Origin of the sequence: Sphingomonas sp. BK580, from assembly GCF_014194975.1 — a bacterium.
Lineage (GTDB): Bacteria > Pseudomonadota > Alphaproteobacteria > Sphingomonadales > Sphingomonadaceae > Sphingomonas.
Window position 1 is genome coordinate 231,996 of record NZ_JACIAY010000005.1, and the last position, 20,466, is coordinate 252,461.

A 20,466-nucleotide genomic window follows, 5' to 3' on the forward strand; every position below is an offset into this window, starting at 1 on the left:
TCGTCTCTCTTCCCGGTTGGCGCCGCGGCGCTCTTTCACTGTCCCCCGCCGGCGACGCGGCGGAGAAAATCCTGGTGCGGCTCGGCCAGCCGCAGCGTGCCCGCGATCGCCTCGCGCATCCGCGTCAGGCTATCGGTCAGCGTCGCGACGTCATATTGCTCCGCCAGCGGCGACGGACGCGCGGGCAGGTCGTCGAAGCCGGCGTAGAGGCTGAGCCAGCTCGCGTCCTGGAACGTGTCCCACTCGCGCCGCACGAACTCGCCCGCGGCGCGCCACGCGTCGAGCTTGGCCTGGAGTCCGTCGGTCGGCGGCACCGCGCGGATCGCGTCCCAGAAAGGCTCGCCCTCGCGCCGGTTGGGCAGATAGTGGAGCAGCAGGAAGTCGCGGATCCGCTCGAACTCGAGCACCGACTGGCGGTTGTAGGTCGCCGCCAACCGCGGGTCGAAGCCCTCGTCGGGGAACAGCGGGGCGAGCCGGTCGAGCCCCGACTGGATCAGCGAGATGCTGGTCGACTCGAGCGGCTCGAGGAAGCCCGAGGCGAGCCCCAGGCCCACCACATTCTTCTCCCAGAAGCGCGCGCGATGCCCGGCGGTGAAGCGCAGCCGGTTGGCGGACGCGAGCGCCTCGCCCTCCAGGCTGTCGCGCAGCAGCGCCTCCGCCTCATCGTCGCTCGCGAAGTCGGAGCAATAGACATAGCCGTTGCCGGTGCGGTGGCGCAGCGGGATATGCCACTGCCACCCCGCCGGGCGCGCCGTCGCGGTGGTGAGCGGGCGATGCGGGCCCGACGCGCGGCACGGGATCGCCACCGCGCGGTCGCACGGCAGCCAGCGGCGCCAGTCGACGTACGGCACCTCCATCGCCTCGCCGAGCAGCAGGCTGCGAAAGCCCGAGCAATCGATCCACAGGTCGCCCTCGACGCGCGAGCCGTCCTCGAGCCGCACCGCCTCGACCGTGCCGCGCTCGCCGTGGCGGAACACCTCGGTGATCCGACCCTCGACGTGGCGGACGTGGTTGGCCAGCGCGAGCCGCTTGAGCAGCGCGGCGAACTTGGAGGCGTCGAAGTGGAGCGCGAAGTTGAACACGCCGAGATCGTTGGCGGGTCGATCGGCGGGCGGCAGGAACAGGTCGCGCTCGGCCAGCTGGGTCGCGACGCAATAGGCGCCGAGCGAGGTAGGGTCGCCCGCCTGGCGCAGCTTGAGCCAGTAATGGTGGAAGGCGACGCCGCGTGCCGCCACGCCGTAGAGACCGAAGGGGTGGAAGAAATCGTGGCCGTCGCGCTGCCAGTCGCGGAAGCGGATGCCGTATTTGATCGTGCCCTCGGTCTCGCGCAGCACCTCCGCCTCGCCGAGCTCGACCGCGGCGAGGAAGTCGCGGATCGCGGGCACGGTCGCCTCGCCGACGCCGACGGTGCCGATCGCGGCGCTCTCGACGACGGTGATGACGAGACGAAGGTGGGCGAAGCGCCGCGCCAGCCAGGTCGCCGCCATCCAGCCGGCGGTCCCCCCGCCGACGATCGTGATCGAGCGGATCGGTGCGTGCGTCATGAAGCGTCCCTCACCCGCCACCGCTCCTGCCCGAGGGCGGGAGCGGTGGCCAGGGCGATCAGAAGCGGACGCGCGCGCCGGCGATGAAGCGCCGCTCGTAGATGTTCTCGTACAGCACCTGGTCGGGCCAGGTGAGGTAGTAACGCTCGGTCTCCGCGGTCAGGTTGGAGGCCTGGCCGTAGAGGGTCAGGAAGGGAGTCACGTCGTACGAGATCGAGGCGTCGAGATAGTTGGTGGGCTGCTGATACTGCGCGAGGCCGTCGATGCCGCCGTAGTTGGACGACACCAGCCGCTTCGAGCGGTAATTGTAGGCCACGCGTGCCTGCAGACCGTATTTCTCGAACCACAGCGCGGCGTTGATCTGGTGCTTCGAATTGTCCTGGAACGGCTGGTTGTTGCCGGCCAGGTCGACGAGCCCCGCGTCGCCCAGCGACAGCGTGTAGTTGGCGTCGACGCCGAAGCCGCCGAACAGCCCGTTGACACCGTAGTCGGCGAGCGACTGACGCGCCGAGAGCTCGATCCCCTTGAGCGTGCCGCCCTCACCCTGCCGGAAGGTGTTGGTGACGACCTGGCGGCGGATCACGCCGTCGTTGTCGGGGATGTCGCTGCGCAGCTCGGTGGTGCGATCGATGAAGCTGTCGACCGCGATGTAGAAGGCGCCCGCCGCGATCAGGCTCGACCGGCCCGTGTAATATTCGAGGCTGCCCTCGACGTTGGTGGCGCGCCACGGGTTGAGGTTCGGATTGCCGAGCGAGTCGGCGGTGCGCGCCTCGAAGAGATTGGTGGCGGTGTTGATCGCATAGTTGATGTTGAGACCGCCGCCCCACTGCTGGAAGTCGAGCAGCGTCATCGTCTTCGAGAATGCGGCGCGGGCGCGCAGCTTGTCGGTCACGTCGAACGCGATGTTGATCGAGGGCAGGAAGTCGGTGAACTCGCGCTGGGTACGCACGTCGCCCGCGTCCACGCCCGCGACCCCGTAGGGCTGCGGCACGCCGACGATATTCTGCCGCACGTTGAGCCGCGTGTTGACGACCTGCAGGCCGCCGTTGGCGCGGAACGGCATGCCGAGCAGCTCGCCCTCGCCCGAGACCTGGGCATAGCCCGAGATCTGGCGCGTGTTGACGTCGAACGACAGCGCCGGGTTGATGACGTTCACGCTGCCCGGGTAGAACTTGTTCTGCCAGGCCTCGCTGTCGTCCATCGCCTTCGGATCGAGCGCCCACAGCGTCGGCGCGCCGGCGGCCGGGAGCTGATACTGCTTGATCAGCCCGGCGAAGATCGGGTCGGTCGCCTGGCGCGTCAGCCCGGCGGTGTAACCGCGGCCCTGCGCGTCCAGGACGGGGCAGTATTTGTCGTCGAGATTGACGTCGAACGCCTTCCACTTGACCAGGCAGCCCGCCGCCGGGTTGGCCGGGTTGTCGGTGTTGCCGGCATAGACCGGTGAGGCGCGATCGAACGTGTACTGGTTCACGCTGCGCTCGCCGTAGCGCGCGCCGAAAGCGATCTTGAGCTGGTCGTTCGGCTGCCACTCGCCGTCGGCGCGCAGCGCCCAGATGTCACCCTTCTGGTAGACGTTGCCCTCGGACGAGACGGTCTTCAGGCCGTAGCGTGAGGCGTCACCCGCCTGGGCGAGGAAACCGGGCGAGAAGCCGAAGACGGGCGCCCCGCTCGAATAATCCACCGTCGCGGTGTCGCTGTAGACCTGGTAGCCGGTCGGGTTGAAGGTGCGGTCGCCGCCGACCGAGGCGGGGTAGTTGCCGAGGCCGCCATTGGCGACGCCGGGGGTGCGCGGCGTGCCGTCGGCCTGATAGCCCCATTGGCGGCCGTTGGTCAGGCTGAACTGGGTGTACGACTGGTCGCGGTCGCGATTGGCCTTGCCGTAGATGCCGCGCACGGTCGCCTTGAACGTGTCGCTCGGCTTCCAGTCGAGCTGCACGTTGTAGTTCTGCGACTCGCTCTTGGTGCGGAAGGTCTCCGAGTAGCTGTCGAAGCTCGGCAGCGCGTAGGTATACTGCTGGACCGTGTTGACGTTGTAGCCGCCCGAGGTGGCGCCGGTGTCGCGCGATTTGGTCGGCGAGAAGGGCGACGACAGCCAGTCGATGTTCTGGAACTGGAAGCCGGCGGTGCGGTCATACTGCGTCTGGCGCGTGTAGAAGCCGTCCGCGGTCAGTCGCAGCGCGTCGTTGATCTCGAACTGGAAGGACGCGTTCGCGCCGAAGCGCTGGCGATCGGTGATGCGGTTCCATGCGGTGTGCGACTGCGGCGTGATGAACGCGTCATTGGCGTCGCCGTCACCGTTGACGTCGTAGCCGGTGATGTTGCCGCTCGCGTCGCGCACCGGCGTGCCGCGGCTGACGCCGTTGTTGCCGACCGCGAAATCGCCCTGGTTGGTGGCGCTGCCCGACTCGTTGCGCAGCGCGACACCATAGTCCTGCACGCCGCGGAAGCTGTTCGCGAGCGTCAGGTCGCTGTACGACGCCGACACGAGCAGGCCGACACGGTCGCCATGGAAGGCGACGAGCCCGTTGAACGACGGGTTCCACTTCTCGGTCTTGTCGCCGTACTGGCCCTCCCCGGCGGCAGAGAAGGTGAGGCCCTGCTTGAGGTCGAACGGACGCCGCGTGAGCAGGTCGATCGTGCCGGTGAGGCCGGCCTGCTGGAGCGACGCGGTCGGCGACTTGAACACGGTCGCGCCCGAGAAGAGCTGCGACGGGATGTCGGTGAAGTTGGGCTGCACCGTCGTCACCGAGTTGGCGCCGAGGAACTGCTCGCCGTTGAGCAGGGTGGTCACCTGCGGCAGGCCGCGGATGTTGACCGCGGCGCCCTCGCCCGCGTCGCGGCGGATCTGCACGCCGGGGATACGCTGGAGCGAGTCGGAGATGGTGACGTCGGGCAGCTTGCCGATGTCCTGCGCGCTGATCGCCTCGACCACGCTGTCGGCGTTGCGCTTCACCTCGATCGCGCGCGCCTGCGAGGCGCGGATGCCGGTGACGACGATCTCGGCGGGCTCCTCGCCCGCCTGGTCGGGGGCGGCAACGCGGTCCGGATCGGTCGTGGCCGCGTCGCCGGTGGCGGTGCCTGCGCCGGTCTGCGCCAGCGCGTCGATCGGCAGGCCGAGCAACCCGACCAGCGAAACGGCGGCGAGCAGCTTCGCGCGGCTCGCGTTCAACCCATTGAGCCCCTTCATAAATCCCCTCCTTAGTGGACGCGCTCTTCGGCGATACGTCAATCAAATTGATTTAATCCGTGGAAGTCATGGCCCTGTCAAGCGGCAAAGCGATCGCCGAACGGCTATGATGTGAACGTTCTCTCACATTATACGGATTAAGTATGATCAAAGCTCGTCAAGTAGCGATCAGGCGGCGCGCGCCGAGGAAGTCTTCGTGGGAACGCCGCCACCCGCACACCCGCCTTCCCAGCGGAGGTCGCGCTTGACACAGGTGAGTTACCCCAGGTTCACGCTCTCTGCGTATACAGCTTGCCTCACGTAAGGATAACCATGCCGCGTCGCATCCGTTCGCTGTTAGGCTCGCTCAGCACCGAGGTCCGCGCGCATGCCGACCGGTCGGAGGCGATCGCGGCGCAGACCAAGCTGCTCGCGCTCAACGCCGCGATCGAGGCAGCGCGTGCCGGCGCGGCGGGGCGCGGGTTCGGCGTCGTCGCGCAGGAGGTGAAGTCGCTCGCGGCGCAGGCGAGCAGCTCCTCGCACGCGTTCCGCGAGGACCTGCTCGGCCGGCTGCGCCAGGGCAGCGAGATCGCGGCGGAGCTGGTCAGCGAGCTCGAGGGCGGACGGCTCGGCGAGCTGGCCCAGTCGATTGCGGACGCGCTGGCGCGGATGCTGCACGACCGTTCGGTGGACGTGCGCTTCCTCGCCTCGGACCATGCCATCCGCGAGAGCCTGCTGCTCGACACCGACCCGCGCGCCGAGGCGCGCGCGCTCGAGCGGCTGCGCGCGCTGCTCGGCTACTCGCCCTATTTCCTCAACGCCTTCCTCGTCGATGCGGAGGGCAAGGTGCGGGTGTGCGCGCACGAGAATATGGCGGTGCGCGACGTCCATTTCGCCGACTTCGCGCAATTCCGCCGGGTGCTGTCGGGCGGCGCGACCGCCGGCTGGGTCACCGACGAGGTCTGGGTCAATCCCTGGTCGAACGATCGCAAGGTGCTCATCTATGTCGCGCCCGTGATGTGCGAGGGCGTGATCGTCGGGATCTGCTACCTCGAGTTCGACTTCGAGGGGCAGGTGGCGGAGCTGATCGGGGTGATGAACCGGGCCGCGCGCGCGACGATCTCGATCGTGGATCCGGAGGGGCGCGTGGTCGCCACCACCGGCGGCTATCGCCACCTCGAGCCGCACCCGCACGTCGTCGCCAGTTCCGAGCGGCTTACCCGTTCGCTCGATGGACTCACCGTCGCTCAGGCGCGGGTGCCGAGCGACCATGGCATGCCGGGGCTGGGGTTCCGCTGCGTGATCGAGGATCATGTCGCCTCCGAGAGCGAGATCGTCGCCGCCCTGACGCGACGACCGGCCGCGCTCTAGCGTCACATACAGGCAGGCGGCGTCAAACTAAGCCACCGATGAGAGGACCCGATCGCGCTGCGGCACGTTCCAGCGCCCCGTGTCCGATCACCTTCTCCCAGCGCTGTCCTTCCTGGTCGCCGAGAGCGAGCCGCCCGCCGCGCGCGCGCGGCGCCGCGACAGCGTCGGGCGCAGTTCGGGCGAGACCTATGCCGCGCTGCTCGATACGATCGCGCCCGGCGCGCGAGTCACCCGCGTCACCCCCGCCGACGAGGGCGCGACCCCGCTGACGGCAGCCGATATCGCCGCGCACGACGCGGTGTTCCTCACCGGCTCGCCGCTCCACCTCTACGACGACAGCCCCGAGTGCCGCCGCATCATCGCCTTCATGCGCGACGTGTTCGGCTCGGGTGTGCCCTCCTTCGGCTCCTGTGCGGGGCTGCAGGTCGCGGTGGTCGCGGCCGGCGGGCGCGTGCGTGCGATGGGTGAGCGCCGCGAGGCGGGTTTCGCGCGCCGCATCGCGCCCACCGCTGCGGGACGCGACCATCCGCTGCTGCGCGGCCGCCCGCTCGCCTATGACGCTCCCGCGATCCACACCGACGAGGTCGCCGAGCTGCCGGCGGGCGCGACGCTGCTCGCCGGCAACGCCGTGGCCGAGGTACAGGCCGCCGAGATCCGCCACGGCGACGGCGTGTTCTGGGGCGTGCAATATCACCCCGAGATCGACCTGGCCGAGGTCGCGGCCGCGCTGCGGCGCCAGGCCGAGGATCTGATCGAGCACCGGCTCGCGCGCGACGACGACGACGTCAACGCGCAGGCCGCGCTGGTCGAGGCCTTGGGCGCCGAGCCGGACCGCCGCGATCTCGCCTGGCGGCTCGGGCTCGACTCACAGGTCACCGACGCGGCGACGCGCTCCATCGAGATCCGCAACTTCATCGAGCTGCTCGTGCTGCCGGCGCGCGCGCGGCGACGCCGCTGAGCCGCGGGAACGCTCTGCCCGGCTCGAACGTCCGGCTCAACGAGACATCAAGGAAGGACGATCCTGTGACGATCTTCAACAAGGACATGGTCGAGCTCGCGTCGAAGAACGAGCTCTGGCAGAAGGAAGTCTACCGCGACGCCAAGGTGCAGATCGTGCTCATGAGCATCCCGGCGGGTGAGGAGATCGGCATGGAGACCCATCCCGCCGACCAGACCACCTTCATCGTCGCCGGTGACGCGCAGGTGGTGATCGACGGTCACTCGACCAAGGCGGGGCCGAACCACCTCGTTGTCGTCCCCAAGGGCGCGCAGCACAACATCGTCAACAAGGGCAGCGGCGACCTCAAGCTCTTCTCGGTCTACGCACCGCCGGCCGAGCCCGAGGGCGCCGCGTTCCGCACCAAGGAAGAGGCCGAGGAGGCCGAGAAAGGCCTGCTCGCGAAAGCGGCGGACAAGGTGCGCGAGGTGGTCGGCCACTGAGGCTGGGTGCGGGGGCGTACGCCCGCCCCCGCACCGATCTCAGCCGCGCCGGAGCCAGCGCTGCAGATCGTCGCTGCCGCCGATCCGTTCGCCGCCGACGAAGACCTGGGGGGTGGTTTCCACTCCCTGCTCGCGCTCGAACGAATCGACCGCGTCGCGCGTCGCGAGCACGCGATCGTCCACCTCGTACCCAGCCTGTTCCAGCATCGCCTTGGCCCGCACGCCGAAGGGGCAGACATGGTCGGGCAAGACCATGCGGTAGAGAGTGGCCTGGTGCGTCATCGCCTGATCCTCATGCTTCTCAAGAGATATGCGACCTAAGCCGTGCCGGCACCGCGGGTTCCCGACGCGACTTAGAAGAGACTGTCGTCCTCCTCCGCCGCCGTCTCGCTCGCCCGCATCGTCATGCCCGGCAGCAGGAACCGCGCGTGGATCTCGCGCTCGCGCGTCGTGGTGTAGAGCCCGGCGATCCACGGCAGCAATCCGTCCAGGCAGACGACGTCGACGTCGTTCAGCGTCTCGTGCCCCTCGGTGCAGTCGTGGAGTGACCCCGACGCGGCCTCGAGCGCGCTGATGAACATCTGCTGCTCGTTCAGCTCCTCGACGCTGTGCTCCAGCGCCGCGATGACGCGGCGCGCCGCGTCGCCGCTCCCCGCCAAGGCCGAGTCGGAGCGCTCGCACGCCGCTCGCACGACGTCCAGCGCGTCGCGCAGCGTTCCGCGCGCGTGACCGCCCTTCCCGAGGCGGTCGCCGCCCAGCGTGATCGCCCCGAGCGCCGCGATCTGCTCGACGACCACACCGCGCAGCCGCTCGAGCTTGCGCGCGCACGGGTCGACCTCGGTCGCGATCACCGCGACCGCGCGCCCGGTGTCGCTGTGGCGGCGGCAGAGCAGGCGGGTGTTCGTGGCGATGTCCTGCACGTCGAGCGTCACCGCGCGGATCGCCTGCAACCCGCGCCCGAGATCGACCACGGTCTCCTCCACGAAGGCGGCCAACATCGCCAGCTGCTCGTCGGTGTCGAACAGTTGCGCCGTGACGCCCCCCGACGCGGCGATGCCATGCTCCAGCCGGAGCAGCGCGCCGCCGTCCCCGCCCGCTCCGCCGGCGCTCCCGGTGACGCTCGCCGCCTGTGCCTCGACCAGCGCGAGCAGCTCGGCGGCGAGTGGGTTGAGCCGCGCCAGCGAGTCGAGCAGCGCGATACTCTCATCGCGGAAGTCGTCGGCGATGGCGCGCATCTGCGCCGCGATCAACCGCGCGACATGCGCCACCGCGCCGCGCGGCGGCGGTGACGGACGCTCGCCGTCGATCCCCGCCGACGGGTCGATCACGCGCAGCACCGTGACACAATGTTCGACCCGCAGGCGCACGCTGTCGCCGATCTCGATCGCGGCAAGCACGCGCGCGATCTCGCGCTGAAGCGCGCGGGTGATCGTGCCCACGTCCCGCGCCATGTGCCCGATCGCGGCGAGCTGCGCCTCGAGCGCGTCGGCGCTGGCGGCGAGCTCGACCGGCACCTGCTCGCCCACCCGGGCGCACTCGCCGGCGAGCCGCGCGTCCGTCGCCCGCACGTCGGCGACGATCCGCCCGAACCGCTCCAGCTCCTGCGCGAAGCGCCGCAGCTGCTGCTCGCTGCCGTCCAGCTTGCCCTGCATCACCGCCACGAACTGGAAGAACGCCGGCTCGCCCGCCGAGGCGATCTTGATGCTCATGCCGTAGCAGCCGAGCAGCCGCATCACCTCGCCCATCTCGGCGAGCAGCGCGCGCAAGGTGCGCGTGCGCTGCGTCAGCCGCGCGACGTCCTCTGCGCGGCGGCGCTGCGCCTCGGGTAGCGCGGTGAGCCGCGCCGCCGCCGCGCGCAGCTCGGCCACCGCGGCGCCGGCGCGCTCGGGCGTGAGCGCGCGCTGCACCTCGTCGAGCGCGCCGGCCATGCGGTCGATCGCGTCGACCGCGGCGGCGAGCGTCTCGCCGACCTCCCGAAAGCGCACCTCCAGCCCGCCCGCGAGCGCGTTGAGCCCGTCGACGAGCTGCTCGATCGGGGTGAGATCGCGGTCGGGCGTGATCGGGGCCACCAGCATCCTTCTTCTCCTCGCTCAGCGCACCGCGGCCTGGAGCAGCTCGCGCGCGATCCGCCCCAGCGGCACCACCCGGTCGGCCGCACCGCGCGCGATCGCTTCCTTGGGCATGTCGAACACCACGGAGGTCGCCTCGTCCTGCGCGATCGTGCGCGCGCCGGCCTGCTTCATCTCGAGCAACCCGCGCGCGCCGTCGTCCCCCATGCCGGTCATGATCACCCCCACCGCATGGGCGCCGGCGTGGCGTGCGGCGGAGCGGAACAGCACGTCGACCGAGTGGCCATGGCGCGCCACCAACGGCCGCTCGCGCACCGCGACGACGTAGCGCGCGCCGTGCCGCTCGAGCAGCGTGTGGCGGAGCCCGCCCGGGGCGATCAGCACGCGGCCGCGCATCACCGTGTCGCCGTCGGCGGCCTCGTGCACGTCGACCGCGCAGCGCGAGTCGAGCCGCTGCGCGACGGCGCACGCGAAGCGCTCGGGCATAGGCTGCACCACCACCATGCCCGGGGCGTCGGCCGGTAGCGCCTCCAGGACCTCGCGCAGTGCCTCGGTGCCGCCGGTCGAGGCGCCGACGCAGACGACCGTACCGGTGGCGCGGCTCATCGCCGTGCCGCTCCGCGGCGGCAGCACCGCCTCGGCGGAGAGCTCGCGCGGCGGGACGTCGCGGGTGGCACGCGCGCGCGGCCGGGCGCGCGGATCTGCACATGCGCGTCGGTGAGATGCTCCACCACATCGACCCGCGGCTTCAGGATAACGTCGACCGCCCCCGCCTCGAGTGCGTCAAGCAGCGTCGCCGATCCCTCCTCCACCAGCGACGAGCACAACACGACCGGGCGGGGCCGCTGTGCCATCAGCTTGCGAAGGAAGGTCAAGCCGTCCTTCGGCGGCATCTCGACGTCGAGCGTGATCACGTCGGGCACCGTCTGCGCGATGTGCCGCGCCGCCACGCGCGGGTCGCTGGCGGTGGTCACCTCCAGGTCGGGATCGGCGGTGAGGATCGCGGCCATCGCCTGACGCACGCCCGCGTCGGCGTCGACCACCAGGACGCGGGTCCTGCGCATACGCCTCATACCCGCGCGAGGACGGGTCCGGCGATCGGCTCGCTGTGCCCGAGGAACCGCAGCCTCCCCGGCGCGATCCAGTCGGCGCGCCGCCGCATCCCCGCGACCTGCGTCGCGCGTTCGAGATAGAGCAGCACGTCGCGATAGAAGATCAGGTGCGTCGGCGCGCCCATAGGGTGAAGTCCGTCGATCAGGTTGAGCGGCGCGCAACCGCTGGCGGCACGCCGCTCGGGCACCATGTGCCGCCCGTCGCGCCCGTCGACGTCGCGGCGGAGATCGCCCTGGCGCGGCGGCAGCGGCACGGGACCGGGCTGCGCGCTCGGGAACACACCGCGTCGCGCCGGCGCCATCACCTCATTGTTCTCGGCGGCTCGCGCACATGGCCGTGGTAGCGTCTCCATCTGCCTGCCGGTGCCGACGACCTGTCGAATGCTGGCGGCCATCTGCTCCATCGACGCGGACGCCCCTTCGGTCGCCGAGGCCTTCTCGGTCGGCCCTTGTGACATCATCTTACCCGATTCATCGATGAACGCCGCTATCCAGCGGCATCGATGAAGCAAAGACTGACGAACGTGCTCAGCACATGCCGTCTACGGCATTTTAGCTAGAGATCCGACAGCGCGTCCATAGTTTGGCGCCGATCCGGGTCAGTGGCGGAGACCAGGCACCGCGGCCCGAGATCAGGAGATCAGGCCGGAGGGGGCCGGACATAACTTCGCCAAATCGGGTCAGCCAGTTTCCGAACCTACGGCGTGTCATCGAGCGGTACTGCCGCCTCGACCAGCAGCACCGGCACGCCGTCGCGCACCGGGTAGCCGCGCCGCGCCACGTCCGACACCAGCAGGCCCCGCGTCGCGTCATAGCGCAGCGGGGTCCGCGTCGCCGGACAGACCAGCCGCGCCAGCAGCCAGTCGTCGAGGAGCGGCGGTACGGCGTCGCTCACTGCAGCGTGACCCGGTCCTCGCCGTCGTGACGGCCGAAGAATTGCATCAGCTGCACCAGCAGCTCGGCGCGCTCGGCGATGCCGCCGGCCTCGAGCAGCGCCTGCTTGGCCGCTACGTCGAACGGCGCGATCTGCGCGATGCCGTTGACCAGGCTGGTGTCGTCGAGCCGGCCCACCGCCTTCCAATCGACCGCATAGCCCTGCGCCTCGGCGAAGCGTCGCGCCTCCAGCTCGAGCGAGGAGCGCGCGCCGAGCGACAGCGTCTCGTCCGGCGGGGACGGCAGCAGCACCGCCTCCACCTGCCGGAACGGCGTCGACACCGCGATCTCGCGCACCAGGCGGAACAGTGCGAGACCTTGAAGGATCAGATTGTAGCGCCCGTCCTCGAGCGCCTCCACCTCGGCGATGCGGCCGACGCAACCGATCTCGAACAGCCCCGGCCTGTCGCGATCCTCGCTGTCCGGACGCGGCTGGATCATCGCGATGCGGCGGTCGCGCGCCATGGCGTCCGACACCATCGCGCGGTAGCGCGGCTCGAAGATGTGCAGCGGCAGGTGCAGCTGAGGGAACAGGAGCGCACCCGGCAGCGGGAAGATCGAGAGCCGCGTCGTCTCGCTCATCCGAACAGGGCCGCAGACAGCTTGCGCCGCTGCGCGGACACCCAGGGATCCTCGAGGCCCACCACCTCGAACAGCTTGAGCAGCTGCTGGCGCGCGGCACCCTCCTTCCAGTCGCGCTCGCGCGCGACGATCGACAGGAAGCCTTCGGCCGCGGCGTCGCGGTCGCCCGCGGCCATCCGCGCGTTGGCGAGATCATAGCGCGCCTGGAGATCGTCGGGGTCGGCCGCCACCGCCGCCTCGAGCGGGGCGAGGTCGTCCACCGCGGGTGCGGAGCGCGCCAGCGCCAGTGCCGAGCGCGCGCGCGCGACGTCGGGCAGCGCCGCGACCTCTTCCGGCAGCGCGGCGATCGCCGTCTCTGCCTCGTCCACCTCGCCCGCGGCCACCAGCGCGCGGATGCGGCCCGATAGCACCGCGGGATGGTCGGGCGCCATGTCGGCGAGCTGATCGAAGATCGACAGCGCGCGGGTGGCGTCCCCCTCCGCCAGCACCTGCTCGCCCATGGCGATCAGCGGCTCGAGCTCGGCCTCCTGCGCCTGCGCCTCGCCCGCGACGGGCAGCTGGCGCAGCAGCTGATCGAGGATGGTGCGCAGCTGCGACTCGGTGCGCGCGCTGGTCAGGTCGGCGACGAGCTGGCCCTGGAACATCGCGTAGACGGTCGGGATCGAGCGGATCTGGAACTGCGCCGCGATGAACTGGTCCTTGTCGGTGTCGACCTTGACCAGCACGACACCCTTGTCGGCGTAATCGGCGGCGACCTTCTCCAGCACCGGCCCCAGCGCCTTGCACGGCCCGCACCACTCCGCCCAGAAATCGATGATGACGAGGCTGGTCATCGAGGGCTCGACGACCTCGGACCGGAAGCGCTGCACGGCCTCCTTCTCTGCCGATGACATTCCTAGCGTGGCCAAGGGGCGCTCCTGCGATTGCTGGGGGCCCTTATGTGGGAAGGCCGCTGGGGATACAAACCCCCTGGGGCACGGCGGGCGCGTTGAGCGGCGCTCGTTCTGTCCCGACGAGCTTTGGACTCGGTCGGAGGAGCGTGAGAGGTCTGTTCCTTCTGCTGCGCCATCCTGAACCCGCTTCAGGATCTACGGTGACGCGAACGCCTCTCGATCGGAGTGCGCGCGACGGTGGATCCTCTACCGAGTTCAGGATGACGCCCTCGACTGAACCGCGCTCTCGCCCTCAGAACGCCGCTGTCAGCGACACCACCACGGTGCTTCCCGCGATCGTGCCGGTGCCGTCCTGCCCCTTGCTGAAGCTCGGCTGGAGATAAGCCGCCTCGCGCTCGGAGATGTTGGTGTCGATATAGGCCACACCAAGGGTCAGCGGCGTGGTCGGGATCGCGTAGTCGGCACCGAGCATCCAGTCGACGTACTCGCCGGTCGGCGCAACGCTGGTGGCGAACGGCCCGAGCCCCTTGTTGCCCTTGGAGGCGCCGATATGCGCCTTGGCGGTCAGCCCGGTGTTCGGGATCGCCGCGGCGACGTCGCCCCAGACGTAGAGATTGTCGTTCTTGTCGCCGGGTCGATCATAGACGCCGTTCGCCGCCGAGGTGCCGTAGAGATACCACGAGCCGAGCGCCTCCTGCTTAGGCGCATAGGCGACGCCGGCGGTCAGCGAGGCGGGCCCCAGCGTGCCCGACAGCTTGGCATAGGGCTCGATGAAGTCGGTGTTGTCGAAGCCGCCCGGGTACATATACCAGGTGGCGCCGACGTCGAGCGTGCCGCCGCCCACCGGGAACTTGTAGCCCGCGATCAGGTCGAGCTCCATGTTGGCGCCGCCGAAGGTGCCCCAGCCGGCCAGGTTCGAACCCCAGGTGCCGATGTACACGCCGCTCTCGTGCGCGATGGTGAAGCCGCCCTGCACCGCGAGGTTCTCGTCGGACTGCGACACGCCGCGGAAGCGATAGTCGCTGACGAGGCCGACCGAGCCGGAGACGGTGACGGGCTTGGGCGGTGCGGTGTCCTGCGCGGCGGCGGGAACGGCGAGGCCGGCGCCGAGCAGCGCGGCGGCGAGACGAAGATGATAGTTCATGGAACCTCCCTTGTGGCAGAGGCTCCTCCTGCTCGTGACCCGGGCTCGCTCTCCCCCGCGCCTCGAGAGGCGTCGGGAGGGCAGCCGCTAAGCCACCCTCCCGACGTATTCGGGCTTTGTTGCCCGATCATTTCTGGTTGATGTCAAAAGATGCTGCTGCGCCTGCTCAGTGCCGATCGTCCGCGAGTGTGGCGATCCTGCCACGGGCGCCCGTGATCTCCACCGTGGCGCCGGCGGCGCGGCGGCGCTGGAACCAGTCGCGCAGCATCTCGGCGCTGGTGTGATCGACCGCGTCGAGGCGCGACGCATCGATCCGCACGTTGGTGCCGGCTGGCACGCGGTCGAGCGTCTCGGACAGTCGGGGCAGCGTCACGAAGGTCGCGGTGCCGTCGAGCGTGATCGCGTGCGACTCGCCGTCGCTCGCCTCGAACACCTTGAGGCGAAGCCGGCGCAGGTGCGGCACCAGCTCGAGCATCGTCAGCCCGATCCCGACCAGCACGCCGGTGAGCAGGTCGGTCGTCACCACCGTGACCAGGGTCGCCGCCCAGATCAGCACCGGCAGCGCACCATAGTCGCGGAACAGGTGCGTGGCGTGCTTGACGCTCACCAGCCGCACCCCGGTCACCACCAGCACCGCGCCCAGCGCCGCCATCGGGATCGCGGTCAGCACGAACGGCAGCGCGGCGACGAAGCCGAGGATCCACACGCCGTGCAGCATCGACGACAGGCGCGTCGCCGCCTGCGCCTGGACGTTGGCCGAGCTGCGCACGATCACGCCCGTCATCGGCAGCGCGCCGGCGAGACCGCACAGCAGGTTGCCGACGCCCTGCGCGCGCAGCTCCTTGTTGTAGTCGGTGCGGACGCCGTCGTGCATCTTGTCGACCGCGGCGGCGGACAGCAACGTCTCGGCCGAGGCGATGAAGGCGATCGCCAGCGCCGCGGCGAGGATCGAGGGATTGAGCCAGCTCGCCAGCGCCGAGGCGCTCGGCGGCGCGATCGCGCCGATGATCGAGGCGGGCACCTGGACGCGCGCGACCTCGAGCCCCAGCGTCAGCGACAGCAACGTGCCGACGACGACGCCGACCAGCGCGCCCGGCAGCAGCCGCAGCGCCTTCGGCCGGAACTTCTCCCAACCGAGCATCGCGAGGATCGTCGCCACGCCGATCGCGAAGGCGAACTCGGTCGCCTGCAGGTTGCTCGATAGGCCAAACAGCCGCCCCGGCGCGGCGGCGAGATTCTGCAGGCCGCTGGGCAGCGGGCGGTGATCGAACAGCACGTGGAACTGGCCGACCACGATCAGCACGCCGATGCCGGCCAGCATGCCATGTACCACCGCGGGCGAGATCGCCTTGAACCAGCCGCCGAGCCGGAACACCCCGGCAGCGAACTGGACCAGGCCGGCGAGGATCAGGATCGGGCCGAGCGCGCCGATCCCCTGGTCACGCACCAGCTCGTAGACGATCACCGCGAGGCCCGCCGCGGGGCCGCTGACCTGGAGCGGCGAGCCGGCGATCGCGCCGACGACGATGCCGCCGATGATGCCGGTGATCAGTCCCTTCTCCGCCGGCACGCCCGAGGCGATCGCGATCCCCATGCACAACGGCATCGCGACGAGGAAGACGACGATCGAGGCGGTGAGGTCGCGCCCCAGCAAGCGGACCGACGGCACCGAGACTCCGGGGCGAGCGACGGCCGGGGCGGCCGGTGCGACAAGGCTCGCCATCACGCCGCGACCGCGCGCTGGGCGGGGACGAGGACCGGCTGAGACGCCGTGACCTCTCGACTGAACACGCGTCCGCTGGCGTCGTCCACGGCGGCAACCTCCCGATGAATAATCGTCCAGGGAGTAGCGTGGCGCGGTGTCCCGCGTTCGACCGCGGCGTGTCGTTGTGTTGCTCGGACGGGCGGGTGTGTCGGCGGCGTCGCCTGGCGCCGCGCGGCTGCTCTCCGGACATCATCCTGAACTCGGCTCGGGATCCGCGGTGCGGCGAGCGCCTCCCGCCGACGAGCGCGCGGGGCAGTGGATCCTGGGACGCGTTCAGGATGACGCACATGTCGAGCGAGCCCGGCAGGATCGGAGAACAGGCTCGTGGCTCAGCGGGCGGCTCAGCGCGACGGCAGCGCGATCTCGGCGCGGAGCCCCCCCTGCGGGCGGTTCGACAGCGTCAGCGTCCCACCCTCGGCGGCGACCGCGAGCTGGACGATCGACAGTCCGAGCCCGAACCCCACCGTGTCGCGCCCGCGCGCCGGGTCGAGTCGGACGAAGGGCTCGAGCACGCGCGTGAGCTGGTCGTCGGGGATGCCCGGACCGTCGTCCTCGACACGGATCGTCAGCGTCGCTCCGCCGGGCAGCAGCCTCAGCCGCACCCGCTCGCCGTAGTGGAGCGCGTTCTCCACCAGGTTGACCAACGCCCGCTTGAAGCCGAGCCGGCGCACGCTCCACTCGCAGTGATCCGGCCCGTCATACTCGGCGTCCGCCCCGCGGTCCTGCGCGTCGTCGATCACGGTGGCACACATCACCGCCAGGTCGACCACGCTCGCGGGCTCGGGCTCGGCCTCGCCGCCGAGGAACGCGAGCAGCGAGGTGATCATCGCCTCCATCTCGGCGACGTCGTGCGCGATCGCCTCGCGCGCCTCGACGTGCGGCAGCGACTCGGTGCGCAGGTGGAGCCGGGCCAGCGGCGTGCGGAGGTCGTGCCCGACCGCGGCGAGCGCCTGCGTCCGCCCGACGATCAGCGCCTGGATGCGGTCCTGCATGCGGTTGAACGCGCCGATGACGCGGCGCACCTCGCCCGGCCCGTCCTCCTCGACGGGGACGACCTCGCCGTGCCCGACCCGCTCGGCCGCGGCGGCGAGCCGGCGCAGCGGCAGCAGCACGCGGCGCAGCAGGATCCCGCCGAGCACCATCAGCGCGATCGCGGGCACCATCGCCAGCGCGATCCGCTCGAACGCGAGGTTGATCGTCGCGACCGGCTCGAGCGTGCGGAAATACAGCCAGCTGCCGTCGGGTAGCCGCAGCCCGCCGGTCACCACGGAGTGGCGCCCCGGCGTCTGGATGCGCAACCGCAGGTCCGTCGCCGCGAGCGACGGCTCCCACTCGAGCACCTGGCGCTGCATCTCGTCGAGCGCTGGGGCGATCGGCGGCGGCGGGGGCAGCGCCTCGCTCCAGCGCAGCGCGTAGCGGTCGGTGGTGAGCTCGGCCGCCATGCGCTCGCGCTGCGTCGCCGGGCGCTCGGCGAGCAGGCGACGGCTGATGACGAGATGCTCGGCGAGTCGGTTGGCCTCGTCGTCGCGCACCGCGAAGCGGCTCGCGCGCTCGTACAGCAGGGTGCTCGCGCCGAACTCGATCACAAGGGTGAGCAGCAGGATCGCCACCACCTGGCCGAGCAGGCCGAGTGCTGGGCGGCGCAGCGAGCGCATGCGCGCGCGGGTCAGCCGCGCTCGACCGGGGCGTTGAGCATATAGCCGACGCCGCGCACCGTCACGATCGGCGCGGGCGCCCCCGCGCTGCCGAGCTTGCGCCGCAGCCGGCTGATAAGCACGTCGATCGAGCGGTCCGAACTGTCACCGAGCCGGGTGCGGCTGAGCTCGATCAGCCGCTCGCGCGCGATCACGCGCTGGGCATGGTCGGCGAGCACGACGAGCAGATCGAACTCGGCGCCGGTGAGGTCCACGATCGCGCCGCTCGGCGAGCTGAGCTCGCGCCGCGGCAGGTTGATCGTCCAGCCGTCGAAGGTCAGCATGCCCTGGTCGCCCGCGCCGGCACGGCGGTCGAGCGCGGGGCGGCGCAGCACCGCCCGCACCCGCGCCACCAGCTCGCGCGTGCCGAACGGCTTGGCGATATAATCGTCCGCGCCCAGCTCGAGCCCGACGACGCGGTCGGTCTCGCTGGCGCGCGCCGACATGAAGATGATCGGCACGTCGCTCTTCTGGCGCAGCGCGCGGCACAGGTCGATCCCGCTGGTGCCGGGCAGCATGATGTCGAGGAGGACGAGGTCCACCGGCCCGGAGTCGAGCGCGAGCCACATCTCGGGCGCGGCGGAGGCGGGGCGCACCGCGAAGCCGTTCTCCTGCAACGCGCGCGCGGTGAGCATGCGGAGCGAGGGATCGTCCTCGACGAGCAGGATCGTTGGAGCGGTCATGCCAGCGGGACCTAAGGTCCGGGCTGATCGGGGTCAATTCGCGCGTGCGGCAGAAAAATGCGGCGCCGTGTAAAAAGCTGTTGCGGGGCTCCGGGGCCGCTGCTAGTGGCCGCGCCTCACCCAGCCGGTCCTCACCACGAGGACGGCACAGGCGCCAGAGCGGGCGTAGCTCAGGGGTAGAGCACAACCTTGCCAAGGTTGGGGTCGAGGGTTCGAATCCCTTCGCCCGCTCCAGTCGGTTTCCCGGCTCTCTCATCATCGTCGGTGCGTTGACGCGCGGTACGAGCCTCGGCACAGGCGCGGCATGCCGCTTCGTCTCTTCAAACCCCTGCTCTCCGGCGCGCACTTCCGCGAGCGGCTGATCGCCTGCCTGGGCGCCGCGGTCGGCATCGCGCTCACCGCGCTGGTCTGCGCCGCGCTGCCGCTGGAGCGCGCCGACCTGCCGTTGATCGTCGCGCCGCTGGGCGCCTCGGCGGTGCTGGTGTTCGCGGTGCCGGCGAGCCCGCTGGCGCAGCCCTGGCCGGTGATCGGCGGCAACACGCTCTCCGCGCTGGTCGGCGTGGCGGTGTATCGGCTCGTCCCCGGCACCGCGCTCGCCGCGGGCGTGGCGGCGGGCAGCGCGATCCTGGTCATGTCGCTGCTGCGCTGCCTTCACCCGCCCGGCGGTGCCGCCGCGCTCACCGCGGTGATCGGCGGACCGGCGGTTCATGCCGCGGGCTTCGCCTTCGCGCTGTTGCCGGTCGCGCTCAACTCGCTGACGCTGGTCGGCGCGGGGCTGCTGTTCCACCGTGTCACAGCGCGCTCCTATCCGCATCGCGCCGCCGCCCCGGTGGCGGCCGGGCTCCACGCCGCCGACATCGACGCCGCGCTGGCCGATCTGCACGAGACGTTCGACATCGCGCCGGCCGACCTCGACGCCTTGCTCACGCGCGCCGAGTGGCACGCCGTGCGTCGCCGCGCGACACCGCCGACACGACGGTAGCGCGGCCCCCGCGGCGTCGCCGGCGGTGGACAGCGCGCGCCGCAGGCGGCACCCCGGTGGTCATGACGAACGAGGCGAACATCCGAGTCGGCATCGGCGGCTGGACCTACGAGCCGTGGCGCGGCACCTTCTATCCCGAGGGATGCCCGCATAAGCGCGAGCTCGACTATGCCAGCCGCCACGTCAGTGCGATCGAGGTGAACGGCACTTTCTATTCCTCGTTCAAGCCGGCCACCTTCGCGACCTGGCGCGAGAGCACGCCCGACGGCTTCGTCTTCGCGCTCAAGGCGTCGCGCTACTGCGTCACCCGCAAGGTGCTGGCCGAGGCGGGCGAGTCGGTGCAGCGCTTCGTCGGCCAGGGGATCACCGAGCTGGGTGACAAGCTCGGTCCGATCCTGTGGCAGATGGCGGCGACCCGGAGGTTCGACCCCGACGACCTGCGCGCCTTTCTCGCGCTGCTGCCGCCGAAGCAGGACGGCGTCGCGCTGCGCCACGCCATCCAGGTGCGGCACGAGTCCTTCGCGGTGCCCGGGTTCGCCGCGCTGTGCCGCGCCGCCGGGGTGGCGATCGTCTACGGCGACTCGTCCGACTATCCCGCGCTCGCCGACGTCTCGGGCGACTTCGTCTACGCCCGACTCGAGGACGCGCGCGAGGAGGAGCCGGCGGGCTATGCGCCGGACGCGCTCGATCGCTGGGCGACGGTGGCGCGCGACTGGGCGGCAGGGAAGAGCCCCGACGGGCTGCCCTATGTCGCCGAGCCCGCGCCGGTGCGGCCGCGCGACACGTTCGTGTTCATGATCAACGGCGCCAAGGTGCGCGCGCCGCACGCCGCGATGGCGCTGCTCGCGCGGCTGGGGTGGACGCCGGCGTAGCGCGAATGTTGCGAATGTTGAGTCGCTGCGCGGGTTCGCTCGCGGCGCGCGCCGCGTCAGCGCGGCGACCGGTGCGGGTGAATGCCGCGAATGTTGAGTCAGCAGGCGGTCTCGCCTGCGCCGTGAACAATGCCCGCGCGCCGCCCTGGGCACGCGAATGGTGCGAATGTTGAGTCGGTGGCACGCGTGCCGACGAGAGCACGGCAGGCGATCGAC

17 protein-coding genes, 1 tRNA gene and 1 pseudogene are annotated in these 20,466 nt (G+C 70.8%); 6 read left to right on the forward strand and 13 right to left on the reverse strand.

Annotated elements, in window-relative coordinates; genetic code table 11:
• Positions 1–35 precede the first annotated feature (35 nt).
• Positions 36–1,544 carry a tryptophan halogenase family protein gene (locus tag FHY05_RS11575; protein ID WP_183944539.1) on the reverse strand — a complete coding sequence of 503 codons (1,509 nt, stop codon included), beginning with the start codon at positions 1,542–1,544 and terminating at the stop codon, positions 36–38.
• Positions 1,545–1,602: 58 nt separating this feature from the next.
• Positions 1,603–4,731 carry a TonB-dependent receptor gene (locus FHY05_RS11580; RefSeq protein WP_183944540.1) on the reverse strand — a complete coding sequence of 1,043 codons (3,129 nt, stop codon included), beginning with the start codon at positions 4,729–4,731 and terminating at the stop codon, positions 1,603–1,605.
• 312 nt (positions 4,732–5,043) lie between these two features.
• On the opposite strand from FHY05_RS11580, the gene FHY05_RS11585 reads away from it, so the two are divergent.
• The 3 genes from FHY05_RS11585 to FHY05_RS11595 all read left to right on the forward strand — a co-directional run bounded on the left by FHY05_RS11585 (position 5,044) and on the right by FHY05_RS11595 (position 7,521).
• Positions 5,044–6,081, forward strand: coding sequence for a cache domain-containing protein (locus tag FHY05_RS11585; RefSeq protein WP_183944541.1), 1,038 nt, complete (start codon positions 5,044–5,046; stop codon positions 6,079–6,081).
• 79 nt (positions 6,082–6,160) lie between these two features.
• Positions 6,161–7,039 (forward strand): type 1 glutamine amidotransferase, encoded by an 879-nt coding sequence (locus FHY05_RS11590; RefSeq protein ID WP_311732456.1) that lies wholly within the window; start codon positions 6,161–6,163, stop codon positions 7,037–7,039.
• A 65-nt stretch (positions 7,040–7,104) separates the two neighbouring features.
• The gene (locus FHY05_RS11595) at positions 7,105–7,521 is read left to right on the forward strand and encodes a cupin domain-containing protein (protein ID WP_183944542.1); all 417 of its coding nucleotides are present in this window, start codon (positions 7,105–7,107) and stop codon (positions 7,519–7,521) included.
• A 39-nt stretch (positions 7,522–7,560) separates the two neighbouring features.
• On the opposite strand, the gene FHY05_RS11600 is transcribed toward FHY05_RS11595, so the two are convergent.
• The 11 genes and pseudogenes from FHY05_RS11600 to FHY05_RS11650 form a co-directional block, all read right to left on the reverse strand.
• On the reverse strand, positions 7,561–7,803 hold the full coding sequence (locus tag FHY05_RS11600) for a glutaredoxin domain-containing protein (protein ID WP_260181499.1): 243 nt from the start codon (positions 7,801–7,803) through the stop codon (positions 7,561–7,563).
• Positions 7,804–7,874: 71 nt separating this feature from the next.
• A complete protein-coding gene (locus tag FHY05_RS11605; RefSeq protein WP_183944543.1) occupies positions 7,875–9,596 on the reverse strand; it encodes a hypothetical protein in 1,722 nt (573 codons plus the stop codon).
• Positions 9,597–9,611: 15 nt separating this feature from the next.
• Positions 9,612–10,654: pseudogene (locus FHY05_RS22875) on the reverse strand (chemotaxis response regulator protein-glutamate methylesterase).
• Positions 10,655–10,659: 5 nt separating this feature from the next.
• Positions 10,660–11,163, reverse strand: a complete 504-nt coding sequence (locus FHY05_RS11615) for a CheR family methyltransferase (RefSeq protein ID WP_221191143.1) — start codon at positions 11,161–11,163, stop codon at positions 10,660–10,662.
• Between the two features lie 236 nt (positions 11,164–11,399).
• Complete coding sequence (locus FHY05_RS11620; RefSeq protein ID WP_183944545.1) at positions 11,400–11,597, reverse strand: Trm112 family protein; 198 nt, start codon at positions 11,595–11,597, stop codon at positions 11,400–11,402.
• Positions 11,594–12,217, reverse strand: a complete 624-nt coding sequence (locus FHY05_RS11625; RefSeq protein ID WP_183944546.1) for an LON peptidase substrate-binding domain-containing protein — start codon at positions 12,215–12,217, stop codon at positions 11,594–11,596. Before FHY05_RS11625 ends, FHY05_RS11620 begins: the two co-directional genes overlap by 4 nt.
• Positions 12,214–13,110, reverse strand: a complete 897-nt coding sequence (locus FHY05_RS11630) for a tetratricopeptide repeat protein (RefSeq protein ID WP_183944613.1) — start codon at positions 13,108–13,110, stop codon at positions 12,214–12,216. The genes FHY05_RS11625 and FHY05_RS11630 overlap by 4 nt, the downstream gene beginning before the upstream one ends.
• A 292-nt stretch (positions 13,111–13,402) precedes the next feature.
• The gene (locus FHY05_RS11635) at positions 13,403–14,254 is read right to left on the reverse strand and encodes a TorF family putative porin (protein ID WP_183944547.1); all 852 of its coding nucleotides are present in this window, start codon (positions 14,252–14,254) and stop codon (positions 13,403–13,405) included.
• A 166-nt stretch (positions 14,255–14,420) separates the two neighbouring features.
• Positions 14,421–15,977, reverse strand: coding sequence for a SulP family inorganic anion transporter (locus tag FHY05_RS11640; protein ID WP_183944548.1), 1,557 nt, complete (start codon positions 15,975–15,977; stop codon positions 14,421–14,423).
• 383 nt (positions 15,978–16,360) lie between these two features.
• Positions 16,361–17,674: an ATP-binding protein gene (locus FHY05_RS11645; RefSeq protein ID WP_183944549.1), complete on the reverse strand. Its 1,314-nt coding sequence runs from the start codon at positions 17,672–17,674 to the stop codon at positions 16,361–16,363.
• An 11-nt stretch (positions 17,675–17,685) separates the two neighbouring features.
• Positions 17,686–18,396, reverse strand: a complete 711-nt coding sequence (locus FHY05_RS11650; RefSeq protein ID WP_183944550.1) for a response regulator transcription factor — start codon at positions 18,394–18,396, stop codon at positions 17,686–17,688.
• Between the two features lie 159 nt (positions 18,397–18,555).
• Here FHY05_RS11650 and FHY05_RS11655 point away from each other — a divergent pair.
• The 3 genes from FHY05_RS11655 to FHY05_RS11665 all read left to right on the forward strand — a co-directional run bounded on the left by FHY05_RS11655 (position 18,556) and on the right by FHY05_RS11665 (position 20,250).
• A tRNA-Gly gene (locus FHY05_RS11655) sits at positions 18,556–18,630 on the forward strand.
• A gap of 70 nt (positions 18,631–18,700) precedes the next feature.
• Complete coding sequence (locus FHY05_RS11660; RefSeq protein WP_183944551.1) at positions 18,701–19,378, forward strand: HPP family protein; 678 nt, start codon at positions 18,701–18,703, stop codon at positions 19,376–19,378.
• Between the two features lie 62 nt (positions 19,379–19,440).
• On the forward strand, positions 19,441–20,250 hold the full coding sequence (locus FHY05_RS11665; RefSeq protein ID WP_183944552.1) for a DUF72 domain-containing protein: 810 nt from the start codon (positions 19,441–19,443) through the stop codon (positions 20,248–20,250).
• Positions 20,251–20,466 lie beyond the last annotated feature (216 nt).